Below are 17,282 nucleotides of genomic sequence, written 5' to 3' on the forward strand. Positions count from 1 at the left end.
GATCATCGACCTTTGCTTGGCAGGCCACCATGCCCTCTTCTTCGTTCCGCCATACCCTGCGCCGCCTGTGGGCGCAGGACAAGTTCAGCTACAGCATCCGGGTCACCCTCGCGCTCACCGGCAGCATGGCGCTGTGCTGGTACCAGGATGAGATGAGCCTGTTGATCCCGCTGTTTCTCGGCATCATCGCCAGCGCCCTGGCCGAGACCGACGACAGCTGGCAGGGCCGCCTGAGCGCCCTGGCGGTCACGCTGGTGTGCTTCGCCATCGCCGCGCTGGCGGTGGAACTGCTGTTCCCCTATCCCTGGGTGTTCGTCGGTGCGCTGGCGTTGTCGGCCTTCGCCTTGACCATGCTCGGCGCACTGGGCGAGCGCTATGGCGCCATTGCCTCGGCCACGCTGATCCTGGCGGTGTACACCATGATCGGGGTCGATCAGCGCGGGGGAGAGGTCAGCGACTTCTGGCACGAGCCGGCGTTGCTGGTTGCCGGGGCGGCCTGGTACGGGCTGCTCTCGGTGCTGTGGCAGGCATTGTTCTCCAACCAGCCGGTGCAGCAGAGCCTGGCCAAGCTGTTCTGGGAGCTGGGCCGCTACATCAAGCTCAAGGCCAGCCTGTTCGAGCCGGTGCGCAACCTCGACGTCGAAGGCCGTCGCCTGGAACTGGCGCGGCAGAACGGCAAGGTGGTGGCCGCGCTGAATGCCGCCAAGGAAATCATCCTGCACCGGGTCGGCAACAGCCAGCCCAATTCCAAGGTCAGCCGCTACCTGAAGCTGTACTTCCTGGCCCAAGACATCCACGAGCGCGTCAGCGCCTCGCACTACCCTTACAACGCGCTGGCCGAGACCTTCTTCCACAGCGACGTGATGTTCCGCTGCCAGCGGCTGCTGCGCCAGCAGGGCAGCCTCTGCCAGCAACTGGCCGAGTCGATCCGGCTGCGCCAGCCCTTCGGCAACGATACGGGCTTTGCCGAGGCACTGGACGACCTGCATGCCTCGCTCGACTACCTGCGCCAGCAGAACAACCCCGCCTGGCGCGGGCTGCTGCGTTCATTGCGCGCACTGGCGCACAACCTGGCCACCCTTCATCGTCTGCTCAACGCCGCGAGCAATCCCGAGACGCTGGCCGAAGCCACCGACAACAGCCTGCTCGACCGCTCGCCACGGGGTCTGCGGGAAATCTGGAAGCGCCTGCGCACCCAGCTCACGCCGACTTCCCTGGTGTTTCGCCATGCCCTGCGCCTGCCGCTGGCGTTGTCCATCGGCTACGGCATGGTGCACCTGATCCACCCGACCCAGGGTTACTGGATCATCCTCACCACCCTGTTCGTCTGCCAGCCCAACTATGGGGCGACCCGACGTAAGCTGGTGCAGCGCATCATCGGCACCGCCATCGGCCTGACCGTGGGCTGGGCGCTGTTCGACCTGTTCCCCAACCCGATCGTACAGTCGATGTTCGCGGTGATCGCCGGCGTGGTGTTCTTCGTCAACCGCACCACCCGCTACACCCTGGCGACCGCAGCGATCACGCTGATGGTGCTGTTCTGCTTCAACCAGGTGGGCGACGGCTATGGCCTGTTCCTGCCGCGCCTGGTCGATACCTTGGTGGGCAGCCTGATCGCAATCCTGGCGGTGTTCCTGTTCCTGCCCGACTGGCAGGGGCGCAAGCTGAACAAGGTGCTGGCCAACACCCTGGCCTGCGCCAGCGAATACCTGCGCCAGATCATGCAGCAGTACGCCCACGGCAAGCGCGACGACCTGGCCTACCGCCTGGCCCGGCGCAACGCGCACAACGCTGACGCGGCGTTGTCGACGACCCTGGCGAACATGCTCATGGAGCCCGGGCACTTCCGCAAGGAGGCCGATCTGGGCTTTCGCTTCCTGGTGCTGTCGCACACCTTGCTCAGCTACCTCTCGGGATTGGGCGCACACCGCGATACCAGCCTGCCGGCAGAGGTCCACGAGCACCTGATCGATGGCGCCGGGGCCAGCCTGGCTACCAGCCTGGACGAGATCGCCAGCGCCCTAGCGGCGCGCCAGCCCGTGGCGATCCACAGCGAAGAAGAACAGGCCCTGGCCAGCAGCCTCGAACAGATGCCCGACGACCTCGACGAGCATCAACGCCTGATCCAGAGTCAACTGGCCCTGATCGGCCAGCAACTCGCGCCCCTGCGGACCCTGGCAGCGCACCTGGGCAAGGCGACGTCGACCTGACCGCCGCGCGGGGTCGCCTTCGTCGCGCGCATTTGCGATGATCGACGCCCCGCCACTGGAGCCTCCCCATGTCCCTCGAATGGATCTGCACCCACCACACCGACCTCGACAAGGACCAGCTGTACGCCATCCTGCGCCTGCGGGTCGAGGTGTTCGTGGTCGAGCAGCAGTGCGCCTACCAGGAGGTGGATGGCCAGGACCTGAGTGGCGACACGTGCCACCTGATGGCCTGGGAAGAAGGCCGGCTGATCGCCTACCTGCGCCTGCTCGACCCCCAGTCCCAGGGCGGCGACGTGGTGATCGGCCGGGTCCTGACGGCGGCCTGTGCCCGCGGCCGTGGCCTGGGCGAGCAACTGCTGCTCAAGGGGCTGGAGTGCGCCTCCCACTGCTGGCCGCAGACGCCGATCTACCTGTCAGCGCAGGCGCACCTGCAAGGCTTCTACGGCCGCCAGGGGTTCGAAGCGGTAGGCGACGAGTACGTCGAGGACGGCATCCCGCACATCGGCATGCGCAAGGCCTGACACCCCGGCGCTCACGGGTAACCCAGCACGCCGCGAATCTGCGCCAGGTGCGCGCCGACCCACTGTCGGTCGATCGCCCCCCAGTCGCTGATGCGGTAATGGCCGGCGTGATGACGGGCTCCTTCCTGCTGCTCGAACGTGCAGACGATGTCCAGCTCGGCCAGCGCGGCGATGGTGTCCTGGGCCGTGCGCCGGGGCATGCCGGTCGCCTCCATGAGGGCCGGGACGCTGCTCGCCTGCTGGCTGTCGATCAGCCAGGCGACGTACAGGCGTCGGTAGAAACTGCTGCGGGTCTTGCTCGTCACGTCGTTCACAGGGGTCTCCTCAGGCAGAGCCGGGCAATTCCTGGTAGGTCAGGTAGACCCTCAGGTCGAATTCCAGTTGATGGTACGCCGGCTCCATGTGCTGGCACAGCTGGTAGAACGCCTTGCTGTGATCGCGCTCCTTCAGGTGCGCCAGCTCGTGCACGACGATCATGCGCAGGAACTCCGGCGCTGCGTCCTTGAACAGCGACGCGATGCGGATCTCCTTCTTGGCCTTGAGCTTGCCGCCCTGCACCCGCGAGACCGCCGTGTTCAGCCCGAGGGCACGGTGGGTCAGGTCGAGCCGACTGTCGAACAGCACCTTGTCAGGGCTCGGCGCGTTGCGCAGGTAGGCCTGTTTGAGGTCCTGGGCGTAGCCGTACAGTGCCTTGTCGCTCTGCACGGCATGCCGGTCGGGATAACGCTGGCGCAGGTAGTCGCCGAGCCGATCGGTGGCGATGAGCTGGCGGACCTGCTCCTGCAGGTGCGGGGGGTAGGCTTGCAAGTAGCGCAGTACGGTCATGACGGACGATCGGGCAGAAAGAGGCGTCAGTCTACCAAGCACAGGCCCGGCCAGGAAAACCGCTCCGGGAAATCGTGTGCGTCGTCCGCGGTCAGGGGGCGCGCCACCAGGAAGCCTTGCACGTACTGGCACCCATGGGCCTTGAGCCACTGCGCCTGGGCCTGCGTCTCGACCCCTTCGGCGATCACGGTGATGCCGTACTCCAGGCACAGGGCGATGACGCTGCTCACCAGCGCTGCGTCGGCCACCGAGTCGGGCAGCCGGGCCACCAGGTGCCGGTCGAGCTTGAGGGTGTCGATGGGCAGGTCACGCAGCATGCGCAACGAGCAGTCGCCTGCGCCGAAGTCGTCCAGGGCGATGCGCACCCCCAGGCTGCGCAACCGCTGCAGCTGTTTGATGGCGGCATCGATGTTGCACATCAGCGAGGTCTCGGCCACTTCCAGCTCCAACTGCTGGGGATCGAGCCCCTGGTCGTCGATGACGCGCTGCAGCTCGTCGGCCAGCCCCGGCATGGCGAACTGCGCGCGGCCCAGGCTGATGGCCAGGATCAGGTCACGCGGAAAGCGCGTGCTCCAGGCCGTTCGCTGCGCCACACCTTGCCGGTAGATCCAGCTGGCCAATCGGTTGATCAGCCGCGCCTCCTCGAGCAAGGGAATGAACAGCCCCGGCGGGACGTCGCCGACGCTGGGGTGGCGCCAGCGCAGCAAGGCTTCGAAGCCGCGCAGTCGCCCGTCGGCGAAGGCCACCTGGGGCTGGTAGACCAGGCTGAAGTCGCGCTGCTCGATGGCGGTGCGCACGCTGTCTTCAAGCATCAGCCGTGAACGGGCGCGACCATTGAGTTCTTCGTCGTAGAAGCGGTACTGCTGCCGCCCGGCCTGCTTGGCCGCATACATCGCGGTATCGGCTGCGCGGATCAGGCTGTGCACGCTGTCGCCGCATTCCGGGTAGGTGGCGATGCCGATGCTCACACCCAGACAGACGTCCACCCCGTCGATCTGCTGGCAGGCCGACAAGCGTTCGAGCACGTTCTCGGCCAACCGACCGGCCTGCTCCAGATAGGGCAATTCGTCGAACAGGGCGGTGAACTCGTCGCCGCCCATGCGCGCCAGCAGGGCCTGGCTGCCCAGGCAGTCCTTCAGCTGTTCGGCGACCCAGCACAGCACACGGTCACCGGCTTCATGGCCGAGCGAGTCGTTGACCCGCTTGAACCCGTCCAGGTCCATGTACATCAGCGCCTGGGCGCGTTCGGAACGCTCATGGCGGATCAGCGCGCTCTCGGCGGCCTGGTGGAACCCCCGTCGGTTGAGCAGCCCGGTCAGCGGGTCGGTGATGGCCTGGTTTTCCAGCTGCACGTGCAGATTGCGCACCACCGACATGTCCAGCACGGTCACGACCATGGCCTGCTGCTCCTCGGGCAACGGGGCGCAGGACAGCGCCACCGGCACGGGCTGGCCGCTGGCCGTGCGCAGTTGCGCGTCGTGCAGGCGCAGGACGTCGCGTCGCTGGTAGGCCTTGAACAGCTCGGAGTCTTCCCATGCCAAGGCGCCCGGCAGTTGCAGCAGGTCCAGCAGGTGCATGCCCTGCAAACGATCGACCGGTGTATCGAGCAGCCTGCAGATTTCCGGGTTGGCGAAACTCACTACCCCGCTGGCCTGGATGACCAGAATGCCCTCGGCGGCATGCTCCAGGATCGAGGCGCTGAACGCCCGGGCCGATTCCAGATCGCGGCTCAGCCGCTGCAGCATGCGCTGGTTGCACTGTTGCTCGAGCAGCGCCTGGATCTTGGGCTTGAGTACGTCCGGGTCGAAAGGCTTGAACAGGTAGTCGACCGCGCCGTTGGCATAGCCACGCGCTATCGCGGTTTGCGAGTGCTCGGTGGCGGTGAGGAAGATGATCGGCGTCAGGCGCGTGCGTTGGCTGCCGCGCATCAGGCGTGCGACCTCGAAGCCGTCCATCTCCGGCATCTGCACATCGAGCAGCACCAGGTCGACCTCGTGCTCGAGCAAGGCATCCAGGGCCTCCACGCCGGAACTGGCCGTCAGCACCTGCCAGTCGTGACGACCCAGCAACGCGCGCATGCTCACGAGGTTCTCGGGGTAATCGTCGACCACCAGAAGGACGGAGCCCCGGTCCGACGGGTGAAGGTGAGCGCCATCCATGCTGTCTCGAAACTCCGCAGCCACTGCCAAATCATTGGATCCGATGATTGACTCTAGCTCGCACTTGGCCGAAATGTCCGGTTGTTTCGACAAAATGTTCGGGGGCACCCGACAGTCGGTTGCCGGGCTCAGTCGATACGCTGCAAGCCATAGCGTCAGCGACGCATCAACGTCCTCTCAACACATAGCGAGCCGCACTACCGTCCGCTTGTAGCTTGTAGCTTGCAGCTTACTGCTCGAAACTGCTGCTTCACCTTCCCATCAGGTACCGACCATGACCTCACGCCCTCCTCTGCCCCCCTTCACCCGGCAAACGGCCCTCGAGAAAGTTCGTCTGGCCGAAGACGGCTGGAACAGTCGGGACCCGGCCAAGGTGGCCTTGGCGTACACCCTCGACACGCGCTGGCGCAACCGTGTGGAGTTCATCACCAGCCGCGCCGAAGCGCAGGCGTTCCTGACCCGTAAATGGAACCGAGAGCTCGAATACCGGCTGATCAAGGCGCTCTGGGCCTTTACCGACGATCGCATCGCGGTGCGCTATGCCTACGAATACCATGACGACAGCGGTCAGTGGTTCCGGGCGTACGGCAACGAGAACTGGGCCTTCGATGAGCACGGCCTGATGCACACCCGTCACGCCAGCATCAACGAGCACCCGATCAGTGAAGCCGAGCGCCAGTTCCGCTGGCCGTTGGGCCGGCGTCCGGACGATCACCCAGGGCTCGACGAACTCGGCCTCTGAACAGGGCCGATCGGCTGTCTGCGCCCATGGGTGCTTGAAGCATGGCCACTGACGCGCGGCGGAGGGCGAGCACCACGCCAATGAAAATGCCCGTCTCTTGCGAGACGGGCATTGGTGCTGACGAGGCGAGCCAGGGCCTGAACGCTCAGGCCTTGGCGCACCCAGACGTGGCGTTCGATCAGTTGATCTTGGCCGCCAGCTCGCCCTTGGCGTAACGCTGGAACATGCCTTCCAGGGAGATCGGCTTGATCTTCGAGGCATGGCCGGCGGTGCCGAACGCTTCGTAACGGGCGATGCACACGTCACGCATGGCCTTGACCGTTTCGGCGAAGAACTTGCGTGGGTCGAACTCGCTCGGGTGCTCGGCCATGTAACGGCGGATGGCACCGGTGGACGCCAGGCGCAGGTCGGTGTCGATGTTCACCTTGCGCACGCCGTACTTGATGCCTTCGACGATCTCTTCGACCGGCACGCCGTAGGTTTCCTTGATGTCACCGCCGTACTGGTTGATGATCGCCAGCCATTCCTGCGGCACCGAAGACGAACCGTGCATGACCAGGTGCGTGTTGGGGATGCGCTTGTGGATTTCCTTGATGCGGTCGATCGCCAGGATGTCACCGGTCGGTGGCTTGGTGAACTTGTAGGCGCCGTGGCTGGTGCCGATGGCGATCGCCAGGGCATCGACCTGGGTCTTCTTGACGAAGTCGGCGGCTTCTTCCGGGTCGGTCAGCATCTGGCTGTGGTCGAGGGTACCCTCGGCGCCCACGCCGTCTTCCTCACCGGCCTGGCCGGTTTCCAGGCTGCCCAGGCAGCCCAGCTCACCTTCGACCGACACGCCGCAGGCGTGGGCGAATGCGACGGTCTGCTGGGTGACGCGCACGTTGTAGTCGTAGTCGGACGGGGTCTTGCCGTCTTCCTTGAGCGAGCCGTCCATCATCACCGAGCTGAAGCCCAGCTGGATCGAGCGCTGGCAGACGTCAGGGCTGGTGCCGTGGTCCTGGTGCATGCACACCGGGATGTGCGGGAATTCTTCGATCGCCGCCAGGATCAGGTGACGCAGGAACGGCGCACCGGCGTATTTGCGTGCACCGGCGGAGGCCTGGACGATGACCGGAGAATCGGTCTTGTCGGCGGCTTCCATGATGGCGCGCATCTGCTCGAGGTTGTTGACGTTGAATGCTGGCACGCCGTAACCGAACTCTGCGGCGTGGTCCAACATCTGGCGCATGCTAATGAGTGCCATGGTGTATCTCTCTCCCGACAAGCGTCGTGTATGCGTGCGACCTGCCGCTGCCGGCGGCCGCAGTTCAAGTAATAAAGGGCCGCCAGGGCGGCCCGGCCCGTCACGGTGCCGTGCGGCGCCTGCTCAACGAGCCGTCCGGACGCAGGTCACGGACAGCCCGGCGCAAGGCGCTGGTGGTCTTCGTCGTACTTTTCCAGGGCCGTCGGGCCGAGCCGCTTGTTGATCACCGGCACGGTCTCGGCCTGCCATTCGGACTGGTAGCACCCCCCGTTCGGCACAGCGGGCGCCTCACCGTCCTGCGGGGCGGGCGAGCCCGAGCAGGCGCCCAGCATCGCAGCCATCGCCAGGATGGGCAATCGCTTGATCATCGAGCCGTTCCTCCGCTCAGCCCCTGGCCGTTTCAGGCCTTGGCCCGCTGTTCCAGGATCGCCACGGCCGGCAGCACCTTGCCCTCGACGAACTCGAGGAAGGCACCGCCACCGGTGGAAATATAGGAGATCTGCGAGGCCACGCCGTATTTGTCGATGGCCGCCAGGGTGTCGCCCCCACCGGCGATGGAGAAGGCATCGCTCTGGGCAATGGCCTTGGCCAGCACTTCGGTGCCCTTGCCGAACTGGTCGAATTCGAACACGCCGACCGGACCGTTCCACAGGACGGTCTTCGACGATTTCAGCAGCTCGGCGAAGTGGGCTGCGGTCTGCGGACCGATGTCCAGGATCATGTCGTCGGCCGCCACGTCGGCGATGGCCTTGACGGTGGCCTCGGCGTCTTCGGCGAAGGCCTTGGCGACCACCACGTCGACCGGCAGCGGGACGCTGACCTTGGCCGCGATGGCCTTGGCCGTGTCGACCAGGTCAGGCTCGTACAGCGACTTGCCCACCGGGTGACCGGCGGCCGCCAGGAAGGTGTTGGCGATGCCGCCGCCCACGATCAGCTGGTCGCAGACAGCGCTCAGGCTGTTCAGCACGTCCAGCTTGGTGGACACCTTGGAACCGGCGACGATGGCCGCCATCGGCTTGGCCGGTGCCTTGAGGGCCTTGCCCAGGGCGTCGAGTTCGGCGGCCAGCAGAGGGCCCGCCGCCGCCACTTTGGCGAACTTGGCGACACCGTGGGTCGAGCCCTCGGCGCGGTGCGCGGTGCCGAAGGCATCCATGACGAAGACGTCACACAGCGCAGCGTACTGCTGGGCCAGCTCGTCGGTGCTCTTCTTCTCGCCCTTGTTGAAGCGGACGTTCTCGAACAGCACCACGTCGCCGGCCTTGACCTCGACGCCGTCCAGGTAGTCGGCGATCAGCGGCACCTCGCGGCCCAGCGCCTTGGACAGGTACTCGGCCACGGGCTTGAGGCTGTTCTCCTCCGAGAACTCGCCTTCGGTCGGACGCCCCAGGTGCGAGCAGACCATGACCGCCGCGCCTTTTTCCAGGGCCAGGCGGATCGTCGGCAAGGCGGCCTGGATGCGCGCATCGCTCGCCACCACACCATTCTTCACCGGCACGTTGAGGTCTTCGCGGATCAGTACGCGCTTACCGTGCAGATCGAGATCGGTCATCTTCAAAACGGTCATCAATGCAATCCTTCAGAGCTGTTTGCGAGTGGAGCGGTGTGGTGAACGACCTGCAGGAAATGCCCTGCAACGTCGAGCATGCGGTTGGCGAAGCCCCATTCGTTGTCGAACCAGGCCAGCAGATTGACCAGGCGTGGACCCGAGACACGGGTCTGGCTGGCATCCACGATCGCCGAATGCGGGTCATGGTTGAAATCGCAACTGGCGTGCGGCAACTCGGTATAGGCCAGCAGCCCGCGCAGCGGCCCGTGCAGAGCGGCCTCGCGCAGGACCTGATTGACCTCGGCGGCCGAGGTGTCACGGGCCGTCTGCAAGGTGATGTCCAGGCACGAGACGTTGACGGTGGGCACGCGTACGGCTTTGGCCTGAATTCGTCCGGCGAGTTCCGGAAGCAGGCGCTCGATACCTCGCGCCAGGCCGGTGGACACCGGAATCACCGACTGGAAGGCCGAACGGGTACGACGCAGGTCGTCGTGGTGATAGGCGTCGATGACCGGTTGATCGTTCATCGCCGAGTGAATCGTGGTGATCGACACGTAGTCGATCCCGAAGGCGCGGTCCAGCACCCGCAGCAGCGGCACGCCGCAGTTGGTGGTGCAGGACGCATTGGAGACCAGCCGCTCGCGGCCGGTCAGGTCGTGCTGGTTGATGCCGTAGACCACCGTGGCATCCACGTCCGCCTCGCCGGACATCGGCTGCGAGAACAGCACCCGTGGCGCGCCGGCATCGAGGAACCGCTGGCCATCGGCCCGGGTGTGGTACGCGCCGGAGCACTCCAGCACCAGGTCGACGCCCAGGGCACGCCAATCGACCCCTTCCGGGGTAGCGCTGCGCATGACCTTCACGCAGTCGCCGTTGATGTGCAGGCAGTCGCCGTCGACTCGGACCTCGCCCGGGAAGCGGCCATGGGTCGAGTCGAACCGGGTCAGGTACTCCAGGCTGGCCTGGTCGGCCAGGTCGTTCAGCGCGACGATCTCGACGCCCGTGTCGGCGCCTCGCTCGACCAGGGCGCGCAGGACGCAGCGGCCGATACGGCCGTAACCATTGAGTGCAACCTTGTAGGGGCGCGATGGGTGCATGAGTGACTCACGTGGCGATGACGTTGATACGGCGGTCGCAGATCGGCCCCGGCCCGCGCCCGCCCGTGCACCCAGAAGGTGCCTGACGAACGCGCGCGGGGGCCGTTCACAGGATCAGGAAGGGCCGGATCGGCCCTCCGATCGGCACATCAGTCTTCCAGCAGTTCCTCGGCGGTGCCCAGGATGTTTTCCAGGGTGAAGCCGAACTCTTCGAACAGCGCGGCAGCCGGCGCCGACTCGCCGTAGCTGGTCATGCCGATGACGCGACCTTCCAGACCGACGTACTTGTACCAGAAGTCGGCGTGCGCTGCCTCGATGGCGATGCGCGCGCCCACTTCCAGCGGCAGGACCGACTGCTTGTAGGCGGCGTCCTGGGCGTCGAAGACGCTGGTGCACGGCATGGACACCACACGGACCTTGCGGCCCTGCTCGGTCAGCGTGTCGAAGGCCTGCACGGCCAGACCGACTTCGGAGCCGGTGGCGATCAGGATCAGCTCGGGCTCGCCCGCGCAGTCCTTGAGCACGTAGCCACCGCGGGCAATGTCGGCGATCTGGCCGGCGTCACGCTGCTGGTGCTGCAGGTTCTGACGGGAGAAGATCAGTGCCGACGGGCCATCGTTGCGCTGCAGCGCCTGGGCCCAGCAGACCGCCGACTCGACGGCGTCGGCCGGACGCCAGGTGTCCAGGTTCGGCGTGCTGCGCAGGCTGGTCAGCTGCTCGACCGGCTGGTGGGTCGGGCCGTCTTCGCCCAGACCGATGGAGTCGTGGGTGTAGACATGGACGACGCGCTGCTTCATCAGGGCCGACATGCGGACCGCGTTGCGGGCGTATTCCATGAACATCAGGAAGGTCGCGCCGTAAGGCACCAGACCGCCGTGCAGGGCCAGACCGTTCATGATCGCGGTCATGCCGAACTCGCGCACGCCGTAGAACAGGTAGTTGCCGCTGGCGTCCTTGGCGTCCACGCCCTTGCAGCCTTTCCACAGGGTCAGGTTGGAGCCGGCCAGGTCGGCCGAGCCGCCCAGCAGTTCCGGCAGCAGAGGGCCGAAGGCGTTCAGGGTGTTCTGGCTGGCCTTGCGGCTGGCGATGGTTTCGCCCTTGGCAGCGACCTCGGCGATGTAGGCCTGGGCCTTCTCGGCGAAGTCGGCCGGCAGTTCGCCGCTCACGCGACGCTTGAACTCGGCTGCCAGCTCCGGGTGGGCCTTGGCGTAGGCGTCGAAACGCTGGTTCCAGTCGGCTTCGACCTGCGCACCGACCTGCTTGGCGTCCCATTCGGCGTAGATGTCGGCCGGGATCTCGAACGGACCATGGTTCCAGTTCAAGGCCTGACGGGTCAGGGTGATTTCGTCGGTGCCCAGCGGTGCACCGTGGCAGTCTTCCTTGCCCTGCTTGTTCGGCGAGCCGAAGCCGATGGTGGTCTTGCAGCAGATCAGGGTCGGACGGTCGCTCTTGCGCGCCGTGTCGATGGCGGTCTTGATCTCGTCGGCGTCATGGCCGTCGACATTGCGGATCACCTGCCAGTTGTAGGCCTCGAAGCGCGCCGGGGTGTCGTCGGTGAACCAGCCATGGACTTCGCCGTCGATGGAGATGCCGTTGTCGTCGTAGAAGGCGATCAGCTTGCCCAGGCCCAGGGTACCGGCCAGGGAAGCCACCTCGTGGGAGATGCCCTCCATCAGGCAGCCGTCGCCCATGAACACGTAGGTGTTGTGGTCGACGATGGCATGGCCTTCACGGTTGAACTGGTCGGCCATGATCTTTTCGGCGATGGCGAAGCCCACGGCGTTGGCCAGGCCCTGGCCCAGCGGGCCGGTGGTGGTTTCGACACCGGCGGTGTAGCCGTACTCGGGGTGGCCCGGGGTACGGCTGTGCAGCTGGCGGAAGCCTTTGAGGTCGTCGATCGACAGGTCGTAGCCGGTCAGGTGCAGCAGCGAGTAGATGAGCATCGAGCCGTGCCCGTTCGACAGCACGAAGCGATCGCGGTCGGCGAACTTAGGGTTGCTCGGGTTGTGCTTCAGATAGTCGCGCCACAGAACTTCGGCGATATCGGCCATGCCCATCGGGGCACCGGGGTGGCCGCTGTTGGCTTTTTGCACGGCATCCATGCTGAGTGCACGAATTGCGTTAGCACGCTCACGACGGCTAGGCATCGCTGATCTCCTGGGGCTTTGTAAAAGGTGATGAAACAAAATGACGCCCATTTTCGCCCACGTTGACCCTCGGGGGCAATGACGGATGGTCGCACCACCGCAATTATCCGGTTCGATGCCCGTGCGCACGCTTTCAGGGGCCACGGCGAAACACGCCCCGCCCTCCAATATCAAAACTTTTTGATATTGGCGTTGCAGCCGCGCGCACCTCTGTCTAGACTGCGACCCCATGAGCCTTTCGACCTTAGCCCCGCCTGTGCGGCATCGCGATGAACTCACCGCCCTGTGCAAGGCCGGTGGCGATCCCCTGCGGCTGAACGTGCTGCGTGCCCTGGCCAGCGACTCCTTCGGGGTGCTGGAGCTGGCGCAGATCTTCGACATGGGGCAGTCCGGCATGAGCCACCACCTCAAGGTCCTGGCCCAGGCCGACCTGGTGGCGACACGGCGCGAGGGCAACGCCATCTTCTACCGTCGCGCCCTGCCCGACCCTTCGCGCGCCGGTGGCCGCCTGCATGCGGCCCTGCTCGACGAAGTGGACGGCCTTGCCCTGGCCCACGAAGTGCAGGCGCGCATCGCCCAGGTGCAGCAACGTCGTGCGCTGACCAGCCAGGATTTCTTCCTGCGTGTCGAAGAACGCTTTCGCGCCCAGCAGGACCTGATCGCCGGACTGCCGCAGTATCGTGAGAGCCTGCTGGCGCTGCTCGACAAGCTGGCGTTCGACGGCACGGCCAGCGCGCTGGAGATCGGCCCCGGCGACGGCGGCTTCCTGCCGGACCTGGCACGCCGCTTCGCGCACGTCACGGCGCTGGACAACAGCCCGACCATGCTCGACCTGGCGCATCAGGTGTGCCTGCGCGAGCGGCTGGACAATGTCGAGCTGCGCCTGGGCGACGCGCTTACCGTCACCGAGGTGACGGCCGACTGCGTCGTGCTGAACATGGTGCTGCACCATTTCGACGACCCGGCGCGCGCCCTGGCGGCGCTGGCCGGGTGCGTCAAGGCAGGCGGTAGCCTGCTGGTCACCGAGTTGTGCAGCCACGATCAGGCCTGGGCGCGCGAAGCCTGTGGCGATCTGTGGCTGGGCTTTGAACAGAACGAACTGGCCTGTTGGGCCACGGCAGCAGGGCTGACGCCTGGCGACAGCCTCTATGTCGGACTGCGTAACGGTTTCCAGATCCAGGTCCGGCATTTCCAGCGGCCTGCTGGCGACACTCACCATCGGTAAATTTTAGGAACCCGTCGAGATGAGCGAATACTCCCTTTTTACATCCGAGTCCGTGTCTGAAGGCCATCCGGACAAGATCGCCGACCAGATTTCCGATGCGGTGCTCGATGCCATCATCACCCAGGACAAGTTCGCCCGCGTGGCCTGCGAAACCCTGGTCAAGACCGGCGTCGCCATCATCGCCGGCGAAGTCACCACCTCGGCCTGGGTCGACCTCGAGGACATCGTGCGCAAGGTGATCGTCGACATCGGCTACGACAGCTCCGACGTCGGCTTCGACGGTGCCACCTGCGCGGTGATGAACATCATCGGCAAGCAGTCGGTGGACATCGCCCAGGGCGTGGACCGCTCCAAGCCGGAAGACCAGGGCGCGGGCGACCAAGGCCTGATGTTCGGCTACGCCAGCAACGAGACCGATGTGCTGATGCCGGCGCCGATCTGCTTCTCGCACCGCCTGGTCGAGCGCCAGGCCGAGGCCCGCAAGTCCGGCCTGCTGCCATGGCTGCGCCCGGATGCCAAGTCGCAGGTCACCTGCCGCTACGACGGCGGCAAGGTGGTCGGCATCGATGCGGTCGTGCTGTCCACCCAGCACAACCCGGAAGTGTCCCAGAAGGACCTGCAGGAAGCGGTCATGGAGCTGATCGTCAAGCACACCCTGCCGGCCGAGCTGCTGCACAAGGACACGCGCTTCCACATCAACCCGACCGGCCAGTTCATCATCGGTGGCCCGGTGGGCGACTGCGGCCTGACCGGCCGCAAGATCATCGTCGACAGCTACGGCGGCATGGCGCGTCACGGCGGGGGCGCGTTCTCCGGCAAGGACCCGTCCAAGGTCGACCGTTCGGCGGCCTATGCCGGTCGCTACGTGGCCAAGAACATCGTCGCCGCCGGCCTGGCCGAGCGCTGCGAGATCCAGGTGTCCTACGCCATCGGCGTGGCCCAGCCGACCTCCATCTCGCTGAACACCTTCGGCACCGGCAAGGTCTCCGACGAGAAGATCGTCCAACTGGTCCGTGAGTGCTTCGACCTGCGTCCGTATGCGATCACCACCATGCTCGACCTGCTGCACCCGATGTACCAGGAAACCGCGGCCTATGGTCACTTCGGCCGCGTGCCGCAGGAAAAGACCGTGGGCGACGACACCTTCACCACCTTCACCTGGGAACGCACCGACCGCGCCGAACAGCTGCGCGCGGCCGCCGGCCTGTAAGCCGGATCGCCGGCCCCCAAGCCCCCTGCCGAGCGATCAGCCGGGGGCTTTTTCGTGTCATATCGACTGACAACTTTGCGCGGCATGCCGCCAGGCGGGCGTCTAGCCTGGACGGCGTCGATCACAGGGCAAGGATGCCGTGTCATGGGATACACCCGACTGCTGATGTTCTGTACAGCGCTTGCGCTCTTCCCCGCCTGGGCCACGGCCTGTCCGGACTGGCCGAGGCCACGGGCGCAGGCCGAGATCCAACGGCTGCGCGACACCCTCGCGCAGTGGGACGACCAGTACCATCGGCTGGGCCAGACGCCGGTGGCCGACACGCTCTACGACCAGAGCCGCCAGCGCCTGGCGCAGCTGGCACGCTGTTTCGACATCGACGTCCGTGACGCGCCACTGGCCAGCGCACGCGGCCCGATGGCTCACCCGGTGCCGCACACGGGCGTCGACAAGCTGGCTGACGAGGCGGCAGTACGCCAGTGGCTTCAGGGCAAGCAGGAGGTCTGGATCCAGCCCAAGGTCGATGGCGTGGCGGTCACGCTGGTCTACCGCCACGGCAGGCTGACCCGCCTGATCAGCCGCGGCGACGGCCGCCAGGGGCACGACTGGAGCCGGCACCTGCCCCATCTGTCGGCGTTGCCCCAGCACCTGCCCGAACCGCTCGACCTGGTGTTGCAGAGCGAGCTGTACACGTACCTGCCTGACCATGTCCAGGCGCACGCCGGCAGCCTGAACGCCCGTGGTCGTGTCGCCGGGCTGATGGCGCGTCGGCAGATGACCGATGCCGAGGGCAGCCACCTCCGCCTGTTCGTCTGGGAGTGGCCCGAGGGCCCAGAGACGCAGGCCGAGCGCCAAGCCCGCCTGGCCGCGCTGGGCTTCATCGACAGTGCGCGGTACAGCCTGCCGGTCAGCGACCTGGCCCAGGCGGCGCACTGGCGCGACCGGTGGTACCGCTCGCCGCTGCCGTTCGCCACCGATGGCGTCATTCTGCGCCAGGGCGTCCGCCCACCCGCCGCGCGCTGGCAGCCCGGAACGTCCCACTGGGTCGCCGCCTGGAAGCACCCCATCGCCCAGGCACTGGCCGAGGTGCGTGCCGTCGACTTCAGGATCGGTCGCACTGGGCGGATCACACCGGTCCTGCAGGTCGCCCCGGTCACCCTGGACGATCGCCGCGTGACCCAGGTCAGCGTCGGCTCCCTGGCCCGCTGGCAGCGCCTGGACATTCGTCCGGGCGATCAGGTCGCCATCGGCCTGGCCGGGCTGACCATTCCACGCCTGGACGACGTGGTGCATCGCAGTACCGAGCGCATTCCCTTGAGCGTGCCGGACCCGGCGCAGCACCACCCCTTGAGCTGTTGGCAGGCCAGCCCGCCCTGTCGCGAGCAGTTCCTGGCGCGCCTGGTCTGGATGACCGGCAGGCAAGGGCTGGACCTGCCAGGCATGGGCCGTGGCACCTGGTCGACCTTGATCGAGCATGGGCAGGTCACGTCCCTGGCCGACTGGCTGTCGCTGGATCGCGACACGCTGCTGAGCGTACCGGGAATCAGCGCCACACGCGCCGACCGCGTGCTGGCAGCGCTGGCCAAGGCCAAGGCGCAACCCTTCGAACGCTGGCTCCGGGCGCTGGGCGTACCGGCGCCCACGGCACTGCCCCTGGCTTCCGACTGGCAACGCCTGGCGGCGCAGACCCCGGCGCAGTGGCGCGCCAACCCGGGCGTGAGCGAAGCACGCGCCCGCCAGTTGCACGCCTTTTTCAACGATGAGCAGGTCGCGGGGCTGGCGGCGCAGCTCAAGGCGCAGGCGATCGAGGGTTTCTAATTTTGCCGGATCAGGGCAGCATTCGTCTCTTTGCCGTCCCGTTCGACTGGAGCCCGCCATGACATTGCTCTCACGCCTCACCCTGTCCGCCCTGCTGGGGCTGTTCGCCACGAGCGCGCTGGCCGCCGAACCTGAAGCGAACCTGACAGGGTGCGCGGCCAAGCGCCAGGCCATCGAGGCGCGCATCGACCAGGTGCGCGCGAGCGATGACCACACCGCGCTCGACGGCCTGCAGCAGGCGCGCGACCAGGTCGAGGCGTACTGCAACGAGAACGCCTTGCGCAAGGACCGCGAACAGAAAGTGCTCGATGCCCGCCACGAGGTGGCACAACGCAAGAAAGACCTGGACAAGGCCATGAAGAAAGGCGATCCGGAGCGGATCAACAAGCGCAAGGAAAAGCTGTCGGAGGCCAACAAGGCACTGCAGGACGCGCTTCAGGACCTCGAGCGCTGAACCAGGCGCCTCTTCAGGCCATCGCTCGTAGGGCTTTTCTGATTATGCCTCGGGTTTGCCCTCCAAGCCTGGCAGCGTGTCCAGA

General features: G+C 66.4%; 15 protein-coding genes. 7 read left to right on the forward strand and 8 right to left on the reverse strand.

Annotated elements, in window-relative coordinates:
* Positions 1-29 precede the first annotated feature (29 nt).
* Positions 30-2,210 (forward strand): hypothetical protein, encoded by a 2,181-nt coding sequence (locus APT63_18120; GenBank protein AMA47383.1) that lies wholly within the window; start codon positions 30-32, stop codon positions 2,208-2,210.
* 68 nt (positions 2,211-2,278) lie between these two features.
* A complete protein-coding gene (locus tag APT63_18125; protein ID AMA47384.1) occupies positions 2,279-2,731 on the forward strand; it encodes an acyltransferase in 453 nt (150 codons plus the stop codon).
* 11 nt (positions 2,732-2,742) lie between these two features.
* Here APT63_18125 and APT63_18130 read toward each other — a convergent pair whose 3' ends face one another.
* From APT63_18130 to APT63_18140, 3 genes are read right to left on the reverse strand one after another with little or no spacing between them, the layout of a single operon-like run.
* Entirely contained in the window at positions 2,743-3,045 is a 303-nt protein-coding gene (locus APT63_18130; GenBank protein AMA47385.1) for a hypothetical protein, read from the reverse strand.
* A gap of 10 nt (positions 3,046-3,055) precedes the next feature.
* Positions 3,056-3,556, reverse strand: coding sequence for a metal-dependent hydrolase (locus tag APT63_18135; GenBank protein AMA47386.1), 501 nt, complete (start codon positions 3,554-3,556; stop codon positions 3,056-3,058).
* 26 nt (positions 3,557-3,582) lie between these two features.
* Positions 3,583-5,715, reverse strand: coding sequence for a diguanylate cyclase (locus APT63_18140; GenBank protein AMA47387.1), 2,133 nt, complete (start codon positions 5,713-5,715; stop codon positions 3,583-3,585).
* A 274-nt stretch (positions 5,716-5,989) separates the two neighbouring features.
* Between APT63_18140 and APT63_18145 the strand changes: the two genes are divergently transcribed.
* Complete coding sequence (locus APT63_18145; protein ID AMA47388.1) at positions 5,990-6,457, forward strand: hypothetical protein; 468 nt, start codon at positions 5,990-5,992, stop codon at positions 6,455-6,457.
* A 178-nt stretch (positions 6,458-6,635) separates the two neighbouring features.
* On the opposite strand, the gene APT63_18150 is transcribed toward APT63_18145, so the two are convergent.
* The 5 genes from APT63_18150 to APT63_18170 form a co-directional block, all read right to left on the reverse strand.
* A complete protein-coding gene (locus tag APT63_18150) occupies positions 6,636-7,700 on the reverse strand; it encodes a fructose-1,6-bisphosphate aldolase (protein ID AMA47389.1) in 1,065 nt (354 codons plus the stop codon).
* 146 nt (positions 7,701-7,846) lie between these two features.
* Positions 7,847-8,068 carry a hypothetical protein gene (locus tag APT63_18155; GenBank protein ID AMA47390.1) on the reverse strand — a complete coding sequence of 74 codons (222 nt, stop codon included), beginning with the start codon at positions 8,066-8,068 and terminating at the stop codon, positions 7,847-7,849.
* A gap of 32 nt (positions 8,069-8,100) precedes the next feature.
* Positions 8,101-9,264, reverse strand: coding sequence for a phosphoglycerate kinase (locus tag APT63_18160; protein AMA47391.1), 1,164 nt, complete (start codon positions 9,262-9,264; stop codon positions 8,101-8,103).
* A complete protein-coding gene (gene gapA, locus APT63_18165) occupies positions 9,264-10,343 on the reverse strand; it encodes a glyceraldehyde-3-phosphate dehydrogenase (protein ID AMA47392.1) in 1,080 nt (359 codons plus the stop codon). The genes APT63_18160 and gapA overlap by 1 nt, the downstream gene beginning before the upstream one ends.
* 149 nt (positions 10,344-10,492) lie before the next feature.
* The gene (locus tag APT63_18170) at positions 10,493-12,490 is read right to left on the reverse strand and encodes a transketolase (GenBank protein AMA47393.1); all 1,998 of its coding nucleotides are present in this window, start codon (positions 12,488-12,490) and stop codon (positions 10,493-10,495) included.
* Between the two features lie 229 nt (positions 12,491-12,719).
* Between APT63_18170 and APT63_18175 the strand changes: the two genes are divergently transcribed.
* The 4 genes from APT63_18175 to APT63_18190 all read left to right on the forward strand — a co-directional run bounded on the left by APT63_18175 (position 12,720) and on the right by APT63_18190 (position 17,197).
* Positions 12,720-13,715, forward strand: a complete 996-nt coding sequence (locus APT63_18175; GenBank protein ID AMA47394.1) for an ArsR family transcriptional regulator — start codon at positions 12,720-12,722, stop codon at positions 13,713-13,715.
* Positions 13,716-13,734: 19 nt separating this feature from the next.
* The gene (locus APT63_18180) at positions 13,735-14,925 is read left to right on the forward strand and encodes an S-adenosylmethionine synthetase (GenBank protein ID AMA47395.1); all 1,191 of its coding nucleotides are present in this window, start codon (positions 13,735-13,737) and stop codon (positions 14,923-14,925) included.
* 144 nt (positions 14,926-15,069) lie between these two features.
* Positions 15,070-16,743: an aromatic ring-opening dioxygenase LigA gene (locus tag APT63_18185; GenBank protein AMA47396.1), complete on the forward strand. Its 1,674-nt coding sequence runs from the start codon at positions 15,070-15,072 to the stop codon at positions 16,741-16,743.
* Between the two features lie 58 nt (positions 16,744-16,801).
* A complete protein-coding gene (locus APT63_18190; protein ID AMA47397.1) occupies positions 16,802-17,197 on the forward strand; it encodes a hypothetical protein in 396 nt (131 codons plus the stop codon).
* Positions 17,198-17,282: the final 85 nt, after the last annotated feature.

It is taken from the genome of Pseudomonas monteilii, assembly GCA_001534745.1.
Classification (GTDB): Bacteria; Pseudomonadota; Gammaproteobacteria; order Pseudomonadales; family Pseudomonadaceae; genus Aquipseudomonas; species Aquipseudomonas alabamensis.

Coding starts and splice junctions, on each gene's coding strand:
- APT63_18120 (AMA47383.1), top strand. CDS start 30: ATGCCCTCTTCTTCGTTCCGCCATACCCTGCGCCGCCTGTGGGCGCAG.
- APT63_18125 (AMA47384.1), top strand. CDS start 2,279: ATGTCCCTCGAATGGATCTGCACCCACCACACCGACCTCGACAAGGAC.
- APT63_18135 (AMA47386.1), bottom strand. CDS start 3,556: ATGACCGTACTGCGCTACTTGCAAGCCTACCCCCCGCACCTGCAGGAG.
- APT63_18140 (AMA47387.1), bottom strand. CDS start 5,715: ATGGATGGCGCTCACCTTCACCCGTCGGACCGGGGCTCCGTCCTTCTG.
- APT63_18145 (AMA47388.1), top strand. CDS start 5,990: ATGACCTCACGCCCTCCTCTGCCCCCCTTCACCCGGCAAACGGCCCTC.
- APT63_18150 (AMA47389.1), bottom strand. CDS start 7,700: ATGGCACTCATTAGCATGCGCCAGATGTTGGACCACGCCGCAGAGTTC.
- APT63_18155 (AMA47390.1), bottom strand. CDS start 8,068: ATGATCAAGCGATTGCCCATCCTGGCGATGGCTGCGATGCTGGGCGCC.
- APT63_18160 (AMA47391.1), bottom strand. CDS start 9,264: ATGACCGTTTTGAAGATGACCGATCTCGATCTGCACGGTAAGCGCGTA.
- gapA (AMA47392.1), bottom strand. CDS start 10,343: ATGCACCCATCGCGCCCCTACAAGGTTGCACTCAATGGTTACGGCCGT.
- APT63_18170 (AMA47393.1), bottom strand. CDS start 12,490: ATGCCTAGCCGTCGTGAGCGTGCTAACGCAATTCGTGCACTCAGCATG.
- APT63_18175 (AMA47394.1), top strand. CDS start 12,720: ATGAGCCTTTCGACCTTAGCCCCGCCTGTGCGGCATCGCGATGAACTC.
- APT63_18180 (AMA47395.1), top strand. CDS start 13,735: ATGAGCGAATACTCCCTTTTTACATCCGAGTCCGTGTCTGAAGGCCAT.
- APT63_18185 (AMA47396.1), top strand. CDS start 15,070: ATGGGATACACCCGACTGCTGATGTTCTGTACAGCGCTTGCGCTCTTC.
- APT63_18190 (AMA47397.1), top strand. CDS start 16,802: ATGACATTGCTCTCACGCCTCACCCTGTCCGCCCTGCTGGGGCTGTTC.